This window comes from Arthrobacter sp. LFS091 (assembly GCF_047977885.1).
Taxonomy (GTDB): Bacteria; Actinomycetota; Actinomycetes; order Actinomycetales; family Micrococcaceae; genus Arthrobacter.
The window spans coordinates 183,649-197,914 of sequence record NZ_JBFPFP010000005.1 but is presented as its reverse complement, the minus strand read 5'-3'; the positions used below and the strand labels follow the sequence as shown (position 1 = coordinate 197,914).

Genomic DNA, 14,266 nt, shown 5'->3' with positions numbered 1-14,266 from the left:
CCATGACACTTCATATTTCCTACCCCGCAGAGCTGCCCGTATCCGAGCGCCGCGAGGATCTGATGGCGGCCATCGCGGCCAACCAGGTAACCATCATTGCCGGCGAAACCGGCTCTGGTAAGACCACCCAGATCCCCAAGATGTGCCTCGAGTTAGGCCTTGGAGACAAGGGCCTGATCGGCCACACCCAGCCGCGCCGCCTTGCGGCGCGCACTGTTGCCGAACGCATAGCCTCCGAACTTGGCGTCGAAATCGGCCAGGAAGTGGGTTTCCAGGTCCGTTTCACCGGCGAGGTGGGCGCGTCCACCAAAATCAAGCTGATGACCGACGGCATCCTGCTTGCGGAGATCCAGCGGGACAAACTCCTGCGGAAATACAGCACGATCATCATCGATGAGGCGCACGAACGAAGCCTCAACATCGACTTCATCCTGGGCTATCTCAAGCGGATCCTTCCCCAGCGCCCGGACCTCAAGGTCATCATCACCTCCGCCACCATCGACCCCCAGCGCTTCGCCAAGCACTTCGGTACCGATGAAGATCCGGCACCGATCATTGAAGTCTCCGGGCGGACCTACCCGGTGGAAATCCGGTACCGCCCACTGTCTCAGCCGGCGGGCGGGGACGAGGACGATTCGGACGACGAGCTCGAAGAGGACCGCGATCCCCTCGATGCCGTGTGCGACGCCGTTGACGAGCTCGCCAAGGAAGCCCCGGGCGACATCCTCATCTTCTTCTCCGGCGAGCGCGAAATCCGTGACGCTGCAGAGGCCATCAATGGCCGTATCCAAACGAACCGCCGCCTTGCCGGGGCGGAAGTGCTTCCCCTCTTCGCCCGCCTCAGCCTCCAGGAACAACACAAGGTCTTCAACCCGGGCGGCAAACGGCGCATCATCCTGGCTACCAACGTGGCCGAAACATCGTTGACCGTACCGGGAATCAAGTATGTGATCGACACCGGCACGGCACGGATCTCCCGGTACTCGCACCGGACCAAGGTCCAGCGCCTTCCCATCGAACGCGTCTCCCAGGCCTCGGCCAACCAGCGCTCAGGACGTTGTGGCCGTGTGTCCGAAGGCATAGCCATCCGTCTTTATTCGGAAGAGGACTTCGAGTCTCGTCCGCAGTTCACGGACCCCGAGATCCTGCGTACCAACCTCGCGGCCGTCATCCTCCAGATGACAGCAATGGGGGTTGCGCGCGGTCCAAAGGACGTCGAGAACTTCCCCTTCGTGGAGCCCCCGGAGTCACGGGCCATCAACGACGGCGTCACTCTCCTCCGCGAACTCGGCGCCTTGCGTGCCTCCAAGCCTGCCGACGCCGGCGGCAACGGCCGAAACGGTGGTGGCCTGACCGCCGTCGGCCATCAACTTGCCCAATTGCCGGTTGATCCCAGGCTGGGCCGCATGATTGTGGAGGCCGGCAAGCGCGGCTGCGTCCGGGAAGTCATGATCCTCGCCGCGGCTTTGACCATCCAGGACCCTCGGGAGAGGCCGACGGACAAGCAGCAGCTCGCCGCGGAGAAACACGCACGTTTCCGCGATGAGATCTCGGACTTCACAGGCTTCCTCAATCTCTGGAATTACATCCAGGAAAAACAGCGTGAGCTCTCCTCCACCCAATTCCGCAGGCTATGCCGCAATGAGTTCATCAACTACCTGCGCGTCCGCGAGTGGCAGGATCTCTTCACACAGCTCCGGCAAATGGCCAAGCCTTTGGGCATCACCCTGGACAACAAGCGCGAAGCGGACCCCGTGGGCAACTATGAGGGCATCCACATCAGCCTGCTGTCAGGGTTGCTCAGCCACATCGGCCTCCTGGATGAGCGCAAGCGCGAATACGTCGGCGCGCGGGGCACCCGGTTCGCGATCTTCCCCGGGTCGGCGCTGTTCAAGAAGTCGCCGGCGTTTGTCATGGCTGCCGAGTTGGTGGAAACCAGCCGGCTCTGGGCCCGCGTTGCCGCGAAGTTCGACCCCCTGTGGGCCGAACAGGTGGCACCGGACCTGGTGAAGCGCTCCTATAGCGAACCGCACTGGTCCTCGCGCCAGGGCGCCGTGCTGGCCCACGAAAAAGTCACCTTGTATGGTGTGCCGATCATTCCCAACCGCAGGGTCAATTACGGGCGCATCGACCCCGAACTGTCCCGGGAACTGTTCATTCGTCACGCTTTGGTGGAAGGTGAGTGGAAGACCCACCACAAATTCTTCCACCGTAACCGTGCCCTGCTGCAGGAAATCGAAGAACTCGAAACGCGCATGCGTCGGCGCGACATCCTGGTGGATGACCAGACGCTCTTTGAGTTCTACGACGCCCGCGTAGGCAAGGACGTGGTTTCCGAACGGCACTTTGATAAGTGGTGGAAAGACGCCCGCCAATCGGACCCCGCCCTTCTGGACTTCGACCAGTCCCTGCTGATGAGTGAAGAAGCCGAGTCCTTGGATGACTCCGCGTACCCAAAGACGTGGATGCACAAGGGCTTTGAACTCCCCCTGAGCTACGAGTTCCACCCCGTGGCGCCGGGATCGGCTCCCAACCCGTCCGACGGCGTGACCGCTGAGGTTCCGGTGTTGTTCCTTAACCAGTTGGACGACGCCCCGTTCCGTTGGCAAATACCCGGCCAACGCGCGGAGCTCGTCACGGCCCTCATCAAATCCCTGCCCAAGCAGGTACGCAAGAACTTCGTTCCGGCACCGGATGTCGCCAGGCAGGCAACCGCAGCCCTTGAAGCTGACTTCGATCCCGCAACCGACGAGCTCGAGCCTTCCCTGGAGCTCGTACTGCGCCGGCTGCGAGGGCATGTCATACCTCCGGGCTCATGGAACTGGGATGCCGTCCCGGCACACCTGCGCGTGAGCTTCAAGGTAGTGGACAGCAAAGGCAAGGTACTGGACGAGGGCAAGGACCTCGCTGAGCTCCAGGAGAAGCTGGCACCGGCCACCCGTCGCGCCATTGCCGAGTCGCTCGGAGCTACCCCGGCCACGACGTCCCGCGCCAAGAACGGAGTGGGGGCCGGCACAGCTGGCACGACTACCGGCCAGCACACAGCCCCCGGCACTTCAGCGGCGGGTGATGGTGCGGTGGCAGAGAAGAGCGGCATCACGGAATGGGACTTTGGCACCGTGGAACGCCAGGTCACGCGGACCGTCAAGGGCCATGCCGTCACCGGTTTCCCCGCCCTGGTGGATGAGGGCAAGTCCGTGGCGCTCCGGGTCTTCCAGACCCGGGCGGAACAGGAGGCCGCAATGCGGGGTGGAGTCATCCGGCTCCTGGCATTGCGTATTCCACCCCCCGACCGTTACGTGCTGGAGCACCTGAGCAACATGGAAAAGCTCACGTTCAGCCAGAACCCGCACGGATCCGTCAGCGCCCTGATTGCGGACTGCGCCCTTGCTGCGATCGATAAGTTGACGCCGCAGGAACTTCCGTGGGACCGACAGTCCTTTGATGCACTGTATGAAGTAGTACGGGCAGAACTGATCGATACCGTGTTCACGGTGACCGCCGTCGTCGAGCGTATTTTGTCGAGCACCCGCCGCATTCAGAAGGAACTGAAATCCAATGCGAGCCTGCCGCTGATCAGTGCGCTCAATGACATGAAGAGCCAGTTGGAGCAGTTGGTCTTTCCGGGCTTTGTGGCACGTACGGGCTACGCCCAATTGAGCCAGATGCCGCGGTACCTGCAGGCCATAGAGAAGCGCCTGGAGAAGCTGCCCGGCAACGTCCAACGCGACAGCCTCAACATGGCAGTCGTGCAAGGCCTCAAGGACGACTACGACGACGCCGTTTCCGCACTGCTGCCCGGACGCCGGGCAGGCACCGAGTTAACCCGGGTGCGCTGGATGATCGAAGAGCTGCGGGTCAGCCTGTTCGCCGTGGAGCTCGGAACCGCCTACTCCGTGTCGGAGAAGCGCATCCGTACCGTCCTCAACCAGGCGCTTGCCCCGGCATAACCGCCAACAAGAAACCCGGCGGCGCTGATTCAGCACCGCCGGGTTAAATCTTGGAGGGGTCTCAGTCTGCCGGAACGGCGTCCCCGTGCCCTGCAGACCGCAGGGCTGCACGGAGTTTCACCGCAGTAGCGTCCATGACCGCCGGATCCGGGTTGTGGTCCACGTTGTGCACTTCGAAGTCCGCAGTGGAGTAGGCCGGCCACACGTGCACGTGCAGGTGCTCCACTTCGAAGCCTTCCATCAGGACGCCCACGCGCTTGGCGTCAAAGAGCTCCTCCTGTACTTTCCCGATGCTCTGGGCGACGTCCATGACCTTGGCCAGCAGCTCCGGGCTTGCATGCGTCCACGAGTCAACCTCTTCACGCGGCACCACCAACGTGTGGCCCTGTGTAAGCGGTGCGATGGTCAGGAAGGCGACCACTTCATCGTCCTTCCAGACGAAGCGGCCGGGAATCTCCCCGTCAATGATCCTGGTGAACAGCGTGCTCATGCGTCTGCCCTTTCCGATGGTTCCTGGAGTGTTGCGGTATCCAGAACGAAACGGTACTTCACGTCGCCGGCCACCATGCGGTCGTACGCCTCGTTCAGCTGTTCAGCTCCCACGATCTCGATGTCGCTGGCGACACCGTGTTCGGCACAGAAGTCCAGCATTTCCTGTGTTTCCGCGATGCCTCCGATCAGCGAACCCGCGTAGGCGAGCCGTCGCCGGATCAACAGGGCGGGGCTGACCGGCGGCATGTCGTCGGCAGGAAGGCCCAGCTGGAAGAGGGCACCGTCCAGGCGGAGCGTACGGAAGTAGGGGTTGAGGTCGTGCGGTGCAGCGACAGTGTCGATGATGACGTCGATGCTGCGGTTGGCTTCTTCCATGGCTTCGGAATCCTTGGAAAGAACCACGTGGTCGGCTCCGAGTTCACGGGCTGCGTCGAACTTGGACTCGGAGGTAGTGAACACCGTGACTTCCGCGCCCATGGCCTTGGCGATCTTGACGGCCATGTGACCCAGTCCGCCCAAGCCCACAACACCTACGGTGTCGCCCTCTTCGACGTCGAAGTACCGCAGCGGGGAATACGTAGTGATACCGGCACACAGCAGCGGCGCCGCTGCTGCGGGATCGAGCGCATCGGGGATCCTCAGCACGAACCGCCGGTCAACCACCACCGACGTCGAATATCCGCCCTGGGTGACAGCGCCACCATGCCGGGGGTCCGCTGCACCATAGGTACCGATGTTGCCCCGCTCGCAGTATTGTTCGAGGCCGTCGAGGCAGCTGTCACATTCGCGGCACGAGTCCACCATGCAACCCACGCCTACGCGGTCGCCGGGGGCGAAGTCCTGCACGCCGGTGCCCACACGGGTCACCCGCCCTACGATTTCGTGCCCGGGTACCAGCGGATACGGCGGAACGCGCCATTCCCCACGCGTGGCATGGACGTCCGAATGGCAGAGCCCACAGAATTCGATCGCGATCTCCACGTCGTCCTCCGTGGGGATCCGGCGTGCCACCGTCAGGGGCACCAGCCCGCTGTCAGGCGCCGTTGCGCCGTAGGCTGCGGCCAGCGTACTGGAGCCGGCTCCGGTCCAGTCCGGATCAGGGGTGATGGTCTTGGCAAGTGGCGGGGGCACAGGGCGTCCGGGTGTCATCCTTCGACGCTACTCCCGGCAGTGGCGCTGGTGCCACTCCGACCATCGTGACGGCCTTCACTCCCAGCCCCGGCCTCGAACGGTTCAGCTCCTACCGCCACGGGATTACGGGGGTTGTTGGACCACTGCGAGAAAGATCCAGGAAAAAGCGATGCCGTGAACCCAGCGATATGAAGCGCGGCAATTTCGTGCGACGCCGTCACCCCGGAACCGCAATAGACGGCGACATCGCTGGAATTTGCCAGGCCCAGGTCTTCGAAGCGTCGGCGGAGCTGTTCTGCCGGCAAGAACGTACCGTCGGCTGCCACGTTCTCCGTGGTTGGAGCACTCACGGCCCCCGGAATGTGTCCTGCCCTGGGATCGACAGGCTCCACTTCACCCCGGTAACGCTCCCCTGCCCGGGCATCCAGCAACGTCCCGTGCTGCGGCCACTCTGCGGCTTCCGCTTCGGTAACGACCGGCATGACGCCGTCGCCCAAAGTGACGTTTCCGACGGCGGGCCGCACCTCCCCTTCCTCCACCGGGTAACCTCCCGCACGCCAGGCGGAAAGGCCGCCGTCGAGAAGATAGACCGAGCCGAAACCGGCGTTCCGCAGCATCCACCACACGCGGGCCGCTGCCATGCTGCCGCTGTTGTCGTACGCCACCACCGTGTCGCCGTCGTTAATCCCCCAGCTGCGCGCGGCCGCCTGGAAGCGTTCCGGGGAAGGCAACGGGTGGCGGCCCCGCTCGGGCAGCGCGTGGTCTGCGAGTTCCGAGGGGAGGTCCACAAAAACAGCACCCGGCAGATGGGCGGCCAGGTACTCGCTGTGCCCATCGCTTCGCCCCAGGACCCAACGTACGTCCAGGAGCACAGTCCGCTCGCCCGATTCCTGGCGCTTGCGAAGCCCTGCAGCGCTGATCAGAGTGTCCATGGGTTCTCCTTCGGTCCGACGGCACGGGCACCGTTGCTGTCGGCGCCCGGATTCCAGCCTAGGCTTATCCAGTGAGCAATTCGTGTATTCAGGACAGGGCCTGGGCCAGCGAGGCCATCCGCAAAATCGAGGCGGAGAACAACCGTTCGGCTGACACCCACCTTTACGCAGTGCCGTTACCGGAGCACTGGGGCGTGCAGCTGTATTTGAAGGACGAGTCGACGCACCGATCGGGCAGCCTCAAACACCGTCTGGCACGCTCACTGTTCCTCTACGGCCTGGTCAACGGGTGGATCACTGAAGGCACCACCATCGTCGAAGCTTCCAGCGGCAGCACGGCGGTTTCCGAGGCGTACTTTGCGCGCCTGATCGGCCTGCCGTTCATCGCGGTCATGACCAGGACAACCAGCCCCGAAAAGATCGCGTTGATCGAAGACTTCGGCGGCACGTGCCTGTTCGTGGACCACGCGTCCGAGGTTTACGCGGTAGCTGAAGAGACCGCGAAGACGTGCGGCGGCTACTACATGGACCAGTTCACCCACGCAGAACGGGCCACCGACTGGAGGGGCAACAACAACATTGCCGAATCAATCTTTGAGCAGCTCGCCCTGGAAGAGCACCCGGTGCCCGAATGGATCGTAGTGGGAGCCGGCACCGGGGGCACCAGTGCCACAATCGGCCGCTACCTCCGCTACAACCGGTACAGCACCCGCCTTGCGGTCGTTGATCCCGAAAACTCGGCCTTCTACCCGGCCTGGCGGGACGGCGACGCATCCACAGCCACAGGATTGCCCTCCCGCATTGAAGGCATCGGCCGTCCGCGCTCCGAGCCGAGTTTTATTCCGGCGGTGATAGACCACATGATCCAGGTCCCCGATGCCGCGTCCGTAGCCGCCATGCGGCATCTCCGCGAACTCACCGGCCTGCACGCGGGACCCTCCACCGGCACCAATCTCTGGGGCGTTTGGCAACTGGTGGCTGCCATGATCTCCGAAGGACGGCAAGGCAGCATCGTTTCGCTCATGTGCGACGGCGGCGACCGCTACGCAGGCAGCTACAACGACGCCGGGTGGCTTGCCTCGCACGGCCTGGATCCCGCGCCGCATGAAGCGGTGTTGAAGCACTTCCACGACACGGGAACCTGGACCGGCTAGACCTCCACGGAGTCCCGTGGCGCCAGCGACTGGTACGTGGTGCCGTAGCGGGAACCAATCCGTGTGACATGGCCTTCAACGAGGCCCCGTCCCATATCGTTGAGCAGCGCATCATGGACCGGAAACGCCTTGGGAGCACGCACGGAGATCACGAAGTCCAGCACCTCGCCCACTTTGGACCACGGTGCATGGATGGGTACCAGGAGTGTCTTGACGTCCAGTCCGTCCGGGACCACGAAGGAATCCCCCGGGTGAAACACGTTCCCGTCCACCAGGTAACCGATGTTCGCCACGACCGGAATCTGGTGATGGATCACGGCGTGTTGGCCGCCGAAGGTTTTAATGCCAAAGCCGGCAGCCTGGAAGTCAGAGCCGGGCTCGGCGACGTGCACACGGGCAGCGATGTCGCTGTTTTCCTTGAGTGCGGTGGCGACACCGGCCGGGGCGTGGACTACCAGCGACTCGTTGCTCCGCAGGGCTGCCAGAACGGCGGGTGAGTCGATATGGTCGTTATGCTCATGCGTGATGAGTACTGCTTGCGCCCCCTTCAACGCTTCTTCGGCCTCAGAGAAGGCCCCGGGGTCGATGACAAGGACGTTTCCGTCCTTCTCCAAGCGGACACATGCGTGGGTGTACTTGGTGAGCTTCATGGGGACAGCCTAGGGGCGGCCCCTGAGAGTTTCCAAGGTTCCCCTGCTGGTAAAATTGGGGTTCGCCAGGATCCCCACGGAAGTGAGTCAGTCAATGCCACACGGCACCGGTTCCACCACGACAGGCCCGGCCACGCCGGCCTCCGGCGGTGTGAAGGAGCAACGTGTCACCAAGCAACGTTTGGCTGTCAGCGCCGCCCTGGACGAGTTGGACGACTTTGTCAGCACCCAGGAGCTGTACCGGCTGATGCAAAACAAGGGCATCTCGGTGTCCCTTGCCACCGCCTACCGCATCCTGCAGTCCCTGGCGGATGACGGACTGATTGATGTCCTGCGCAACGGCGAAGGCGAGGCCGTCTACCGTCGATGCGCAGTCACCGGCCACCACCACCATCTGCTGTGCCGCAACTGCGGAAAAGCGGTCGAGGTGGAGGCCCCCGCCGTCGAGACCTGGGCTGCCCGCACGGCTGCGGAACATGGCTTCACCGAGGTCGCGCACACGGTTGAGATCTTCGGGCTCTGCCCTGAGTGCACCGCGAAGAAAGCCGCGGGAAAGCTCTAGAGCGCTCCCGCAGGCTGTTCCCGCGACACCCGCCCGTTGAGGCCCCTCTTGGCGCGGACGCGTCCGATCACCCGGCACACAACGTAGATCAGGAACGACAACGTGGTGACGTAGGGGCTTATGGGGATCCTGCTTCCAAGGGCCAGGAGGATGCCGCCCACGGTGGCGGTCATGGCAAAGGCCACGCTGAGCACCACCACCAACTTGGGCGAGGTTGTCACTTTCAAAGCAGCCGCAGCGGGGGTGATCAGCAAGGCAAGCACCAGAAGTGCGCCAACGATCTGGATGGACAGCGCCACGCTGACGCCCAGCAGAACCATGAAGCCAATCGCGAGACCCCGCACCGGGACACCGCGTGCCTCAGCCATTTCGGGGTCCACGCTGGCGAAGCTCAGTGGCCGCCAGATGGCCACCAACGCAAGCATCACCACGACGGCGGTCCCGGCAAGAACCTGTAGCTGAACGGTATCCACGGACACAATCTGCCCCGTCAACAGCCCAAACTTGTTGGCTGCCCGGCCCTCATACAGCGCCAGGAACAGGATCCCCAGGCCCAGGCCAAAGGGCATGATGACGCCGATGATCGAATTCTTATCCCGGGCCCGGACGCCCATGAAGCCCAACAGCACTGCCGCGGCCACCGAACCGATCAAGGACCCGAAGATGATGTCCGCGCCAATCAGCAACGCAAAAGCCGCTCCGGCAAAGGACAATTCCGAGATTCCGTGAACAGCGAACGCGAGATCGCGTTTCATCACGAATGTGCCAACCAGGCCGCCCAACAGCCCCAGAACCGCCCCGGCCCAGATGGAGTTCTGGACCAGGACCAGCAGCTCGGAGTAGTTCTCAAAATTGAAGATGGTCTGAAAAACAGTAGCGAGATCCACTTAGAGCTCCTCCCCGACGCTGGCGTGGGCATCGTCATGGAAGTGCGTGGTCGCGTCCGGAAGACCGACGACGACGATCCTTCCGTTGGTATGGATGACTTCCACGTGGCTGTTGTACAGCTCCGAAAGAACTTCCGTGGTCATCACTTCCTGTGGCGTCCCCACACGGAATTGCCCACCTGCCAGATAGAGCACCCGGTCCACATAGTCGATCACAGGATTGATCTCGTGGGTCACGAAAACCACGGCGCTGTTCCTCTCGTGGCACTGTTTGTTGATCAGCGCACTGACGCCCTGCTGGTGATGCAGGTCCAACGAAAGCAGCGGCTCATCGCACAGCAGGACCTGCGGTTCCGAGGCCAGCGCTTGGGCCACCCTGAGCCGTTGTTGCTCACCGCCGGACAGCTGGCCAACGGGGACCTTGGCGTAATCGGAGGCCCCTACCTGCTCCAACAAGTCGTCGATCCGTTGGTTGACCTTGCCCGACGATAGCCTGATGCCCCAGCGGTGCCCGTCGATCCCCAGCCCCACCAGATCGCGGGCACGTAAGGGGGTATCTGGCGCGAACGCCTTCTGCTGTGGAATGTAGCCGATCCGTTTGCTGCCCCGTTCCACCGGGTGGCCGCCCAAGGACACGGTGCCGGAATGGAGTTCCTGCAATCCAAGGAGGACCTTCAGGAAGCTCGTCTTACCGCTGCCGTTGGGCCCCAGGACGGCGAAGAACTCTCCCGGGTTGATGTCGAGATCCAGGTCCCGCCAGAGCGTCCTCTTGCCGAACTGCAGGCTGGCGCCGCGGAGGCTCACTACCGGTGTCAAAAGTTGTCCTCGATCCAAGCGCTGCTGGGAACGCAATAGTTCTGGTGCTGTTGTGCAGGGGGCAGTAAAGGCCCCGTAGCCATCCTGAACATCTTAGGACGCCAACGGGACCCTTCACCCCAGTCAGGGCCTTGGGTAAAGCTACTTCTTCAAGGCCGAGGCGATGGACTCCACGTTGTCGGCCATCCACTGGACGTAGTCTTTCCCCTCGGGCAGCGTCTCAGTGAAGTTCAGTACCGGCACGCCGGAGGCTTCTGCCGCGCGCTTGACCGCTTCGGTCTGCGGGCCCTCGGTCTGCTCGTTGTAGGCAAGGAAGCGCACCGACTTGGAACCGAGGAGGTCGGTGGTCTCTTTCAGTACCGATGCCGGCACGTCGGTCCCCTCTTCGACGGCAGCGCTGTAAGCCTCGGGTGTCTTGTTCTCCAGGCCGGCCGCTTCAAGGAGGTACAGGGGAACCGGCTCTGTAATGGCCACGGGCTGGTGTTCGTTGGCGGCCTTGACGTTATTCAACGTGGTGGTCAGCCCATTGAGTTTCGCTTTGAAGGCATCCGCGTTACCGGTGAAGGTCGAAGCGGACCCGGCGTCGAGGCTGCCGAGCTTGGCCGCCACCGCATCAGCGAGCTTGCCCATGGTGTCCAGGCTGTACCAGACGTGCTCATTGAAGCTGCCGTGGTCGTGTGCGTGGGGCTCGTCGCTGTGGGCGTCTGCGCTGTGGGATTCCTCCTCGGGAGCGAGCCCCGAAACCTCGACGGCACTGATCATGTTCTCGTGGCCGATCTTGGTCTCGTCCGCGATTTTGTGCAGGAACTCGTCGTACCCGCCGCCGTTCTCCACCACGAGCTTGGCTTTGGAAATGACCAGCTTGTCCTGGGCGCTGGCCTCATAGGAGTGCGGGTCCTGACTGGTCTTGGTGATGATCGCCTTGACGTCCACCTTGTCCCCGCCGACGGCCTTGACGATGTCGCCGTAAACGTTCGTCGAGGTAACTACCTCGATGGCACCTGACTGGGACTGGTTGCCCGCCCCGGCCGGGCCAGCACAGGAGGACAGCAGGAGCGCGGCAAGGCCTGCAGAGGCGGCCAGGGACAGGCGGGCGGCGGAAAGACGCACGAAGACCTCGGATCTACTCAAAATGAGAATCAAACACAATTACTGACGGGATTCAGTGTAGCTCTAAATAGGAATGATTCCTATTTAGACAGTTCTGGCGTCGATCGAAACGACCGACGCCAGAACTGGCTTACTGTGCCTTATGGGGCTTGCTGGCCACCATAACGGCGGATCCCCGTCGCCTGGGTGGCGTCCCGGATCTCCCCCACCAACTGCTCAATGACATCCTCGAGGAAGAGCACGCCCTGGGTGTCGCCACCGGCACCAACGACTCGCGCCAAATGTGATCCAGTGCGCTGCATGACCGACATGGCCTGCTCAATTTCGTCATCCGGTGCAAGGTTTGCCAACGAACGGATGCGCCCCTCGGCAATAGGGTGCTTCCGGCCTTCCTCCGGGATGGACAGGATGTCCTTCACGTGGAGGTAGCCGGCGAGTTCGCCGTCGTCGTCCACCATCGGGAAACGTGAGAAACCCGTCCGGCTGACGGCCTTTTCAAGGTCCACGGGGGTGGAAGCCGTCTTGAGCACCATGAGCTTGTCCAGCGGAACCATGATGTGGGACGCCGTGTGTTCGGAGAACTCCAGGGCTCCACTCAACAGGCCCGCGTCATCGTCCACCAATCCGTGGCGCGTGGACTCCTGGACGATCGATTGGACCTCTTCCAGGGTGAAGGAGGAAGACACCTCATCCTTGGGCTCGATTTTCATCAACCGCAGGATGTGATTGGCCAGCCAATTGAGGGTCCAAATGACTGGATTGACCATGCGGGCAATGAACATCAGCGGCGGAGCCAACAGCAGCGCCGCCTTGTCGGCCACGGACACCGAGATGTTCTTCGGAACCATTTCGCCAAAGGTGACGTGCAGGAACGTTACGAACAGCAAGGCGATCGCGAAGGCGATGATGTCCGCCAACTCAACCGGAACACCTACCAGCTCGAGGGGTTCAGCGAGCAAATGGTGGATAGCGGGCTCGGCCACCTGGAGAATCAGGAGCGAGCAAACGGTGATGCCCAATTGGGCGCAAGCCAGCATGAGCGAGACGTTTTCCATGGCACGCAATGTTGTCTGCGCACGTTTGGAGCCCGCCTCAGCCAGTGGTTCTATCTGGCTGCGCCGTGCCGACATGACCGCGAATTCCGCACCCACGAAGAACGCGTTTCCGATCAGGAGCACGACCAGCCAGACGATTCCTACCCAGTCGCTCATAGGGCACCTGCTTCGTGATGGGCGCTTTCAGCGTCTTCGGGTGACGATTCATCCGGCTCCACGTGATGGAAGCAGATCCTGTCGATTCTCCGGCCATCCATCCTGGTCACGGTCAGCGTGCCGCCGACCGCGTCCACGACGTCGCCCGTCTTCGCGATGCGTCCCAGCTGGCTCATGACGTACCCGCCCACGGTTTCGTAGGCAGATTCGTCAGGGACTACCAGGTTGGGGATTTGCTCTGTTACTTCGTCTGGCCGCAGAAGGCCGGGGAAGTACCAGTCCCCGGATGCGCTCTGCAGAACGCCGGGGCGGACCTTGTCGTGCTCGTCCGCCACTTCGCCTACGATCTCTTCCACGAGGTCCTCGAGGGTGGCGATGCCGGCCGTGCCACCGTATTCGTCCAGGACAACTGCCAGCTGCAGATTCCCTTCACGCAGTTCGGACAGGAGCGCATCCAAGTGGATGGTCTCCGGAACCTGGAGGACGTCGGTCATGATCGCACCGGCCTGGAGCTTCGAACGGCGCTCAGCCGGTACGGCCACAGCTTTCTTGACATGGACCACCCCGCGGATATCATCCGTGGAATCGCCGATGACGGGGAACCGCGAGTAGCCGGTTCGACGGGCGGCGTCGAGGATATCGGCCACCGACTGGTCGGCGTCGATTGTTTCCATCCGGATTCGCGGCGTCATGACGTCCGCCGCCGTGCGTCCGGAGAAGTTCAGGGTTCTCGCCACGAAGTTGGCCGTGCCGGCATCCAGCGTCCCGAGTTCAGCGGAGCGCCGGACCAACGAAGCGAGTTCCGCGGGAGTCCGTGCCCCCGAGATCTCTTCCTTGGCCTCGAGGCCGAAAAGGTTCAGCACCTTGTTCGAGAAACCATTGAGCACCACAATCGCCGGTTTGAACACTGCAGTGAACATCAACTGCGGACGGGCGAGCCGCTTGCCCAACGGAAAAGCGAGGGCGATGGCCATGTTCTTGGGAACCAACTCGCCGATCAGCATGGACAGGAGCGTCGCGAAGACCATCGCAACGATCAACGCCACCGAATGCACCACCTCGGAGGGAAGGCCCAACAAGCCCAAAGGACCCAACAGCAACTGACCAACGGAGGGCTCCATCACGAAACCGGTCAGCAGCGTAGTCAGCGTGATGCCGAGTTGGCAGCTGGAGAGCTGCGTTGAGAGCGATTTGAGGCATTTCAACAAGGGGGCTGCTGCTTGGTCTCCGTTGTCGACCGCACGCTGGACACTGGATTGGTCCAGGGCCACCAAGGAAAACTCAACTGCTACGAAAAAGCCGGTGCCAAGAATCAGTGCAAAGCCGGCAAAGAGAAGAATCCATTCCACTTAGCGCTTCACCCCAAGGGTG

At 62.6% G+C, this 14,266-nt stretch carries 12 protein-coding genes; 3 read left to right on the top strand and 9 right to left on the bottom strand.

Annotation, left to right across the window (positions count from 1 at the left end; genetic code table 11):
* Positions 1–2 precede the first annotated feature (2 nt).
* The gene (gene hrpA, locus ACNQOP_RS11135) at positions 3–3,950 is read left to right on the top strand and encodes an ATP-dependent RNA helicase HrpA (RefSeq protein ID WP_416404479.1); all 3,948 of its coding nucleotides are present in this window, start codon (positions 3–5) and stop codon (positions 3,948–3,950) included.
* A 61-nt stretch (positions 3,951–4,011) separates the two neighbouring features.
* On the opposite strand, the gene ACNQOP_RS11130 is transcribed toward hrpA, so the two are convergent.
* From ACNQOP_RS11130 to ACNQOP_RS11120, 3 genes are read right to left on the bottom strand one after another with little or no spacing between them, the layout of a single operon-like run.
* Positions 4,012–4,440 carry an HIT family protein gene (locus ACNQOP_RS11130; RefSeq protein ID WP_257369159.1) on the bottom strand — a complete coding sequence of 143 codons (429 nt, stop codon included), beginning with the start codon at positions 4,438–4,440 and terminating at the stop codon, positions 4,012–4,014.
* Complete coding sequence (locus ACNQOP_RS11125) at positions 4,437–5,591, bottom strand: NAD(P)-dependent alcohol dehydrogenase (RefSeq protein WP_416404478.1); 1,155 nt, start codon at positions 5,589–5,591, stop codon at positions 4,437–4,439. Before ACNQOP_RS11125 ends, ACNQOP_RS11130 begins: the two co-directional genes overlap by 4 nt.
* Complete coding sequence (locus ACNQOP_RS11120) at positions 5,588–6,505, bottom strand: sulfurtransferase (RefSeq protein WP_416404477.1); 918 nt, start codon at positions 6,503–6,505, stop codon at positions 5,588–5,590. Before ACNQOP_RS11120 ends, ACNQOP_RS11125 begins: the two co-directional genes overlap by 4 nt.
* A gap of 71 nt (positions 6,506–6,576) precedes the next feature.
* Here ACNQOP_RS11120 and ACNQOP_RS11115 point away from each other — a divergent pair, with 71 nt between their 5' ends.
* Positions 6,577–7,659 carry a PLP-dependent cysteine synthase family protein gene (locus ACNQOP_RS11115; protein ID WP_284987022.1) on the top strand — a complete coding sequence of 361 codons (1,083 nt, stop codon included), beginning with the start codon at positions 6,577–6,579 and terminating at the stop codon, positions 7,657–7,659.
* Here ACNQOP_RS11115 and ACNQOP_RS11110 read toward each other — a convergent pair.
* Entirely contained in the window at positions 7,656–8,309 is a 654-nt protein-coding gene (locus ACNQOP_RS11110; protein ID WP_257369163.1) for an MBL fold metallo-hydrolase, read from the bottom strand. The two genes, ACNQOP_RS11115 and ACNQOP_RS11110, sit on opposite strands and share 4 nt — an antisense overlap.
* Positions 8,310–8,403: 94 nt before the next feature.
* Here ACNQOP_RS11110 and ACNQOP_RS11105 point away from each other — a divergent pair, with 94 nt between their 5' ends.
* The gene (locus ACNQOP_RS11105) at positions 8,404–8,871 is read left to right on the top strand and encodes a Fur family transcriptional regulator (protein ID WP_235520689.1); all 468 of its coding nucleotides are present in this window, start codon (positions 8,404–8,406) and stop codon (positions 8,869–8,871) included.
* Here the strand turns inward: ACNQOP_RS11105 and ACNQOP_RS11100 are convergent.
* The 5 genes from ACNQOP_RS11100 to ACNQOP_RS11080 all read right to left on the bottom strand — a co-directional run bounded on the left by ACNQOP_RS11100 (position 8,868) and on the right by ACNQOP_RS11080 (position 14,244).
* The gene (locus tag ACNQOP_RS11100) at positions 8,868–9,758 is read right to left on the bottom strand and encodes a metal ABC transporter permease (protein ID WP_235520558.1); all 891 of its coding nucleotides are present in this window, start codon (positions 9,756–9,758) and stop codon (positions 8,868–8,870) included. The genes ACNQOP_RS11105 and ACNQOP_RS11100 overlap by 4 nt on opposite strands.
* Complete coding sequence (locus tag ACNQOP_RS11095) at positions 9,759–10,562, bottom strand: metal ABC transporter ATP-binding protein (protein ID WP_416404476.1); 804 nt, start codon at positions 10,560–10,562, stop codon at positions 9,759–9,761.
* A 153-nt stretch (positions 10,563–10,715) separates the two neighbouring features.
* Positions 10,716–11,717, bottom strand: a complete 1,002-nt coding sequence (locus ACNQOP_RS11090) for a metal ABC transporter solute-binding protein, Zn/Mn family (RefSeq protein ID WP_416404475.1) — start codon at positions 11,715–11,717, stop codon at positions 10,716–10,718.
* A gap of 107 nt (positions 11,718–11,824) precedes the next feature.
* Positions 11,825–12,895 carry a hemolysin family protein gene (locus tag ACNQOP_RS11085; RefSeq protein ID WP_416404474.1) on the bottom strand — a complete coding sequence of 357 codons (1,071 nt, stop codon included), beginning with the start codon at positions 12,893–12,895 and terminating at the stop codon, positions 11,825–11,827.
* The gene (locus ACNQOP_RS11080) at positions 12,892–14,244 is read right to left on the bottom strand and encodes a hemolysin family protein (protein WP_416404473.1); all 1,353 of its coding nucleotides are present in this window, start codon (positions 14,242–14,244) and stop codon (positions 12,892–12,894) included. Before ACNQOP_RS11080 ends, ACNQOP_RS11085 begins: the two co-directional genes overlap by 4 nt.
* Positions 14,245–14,266 lie beyond the last annotated feature (22 nt).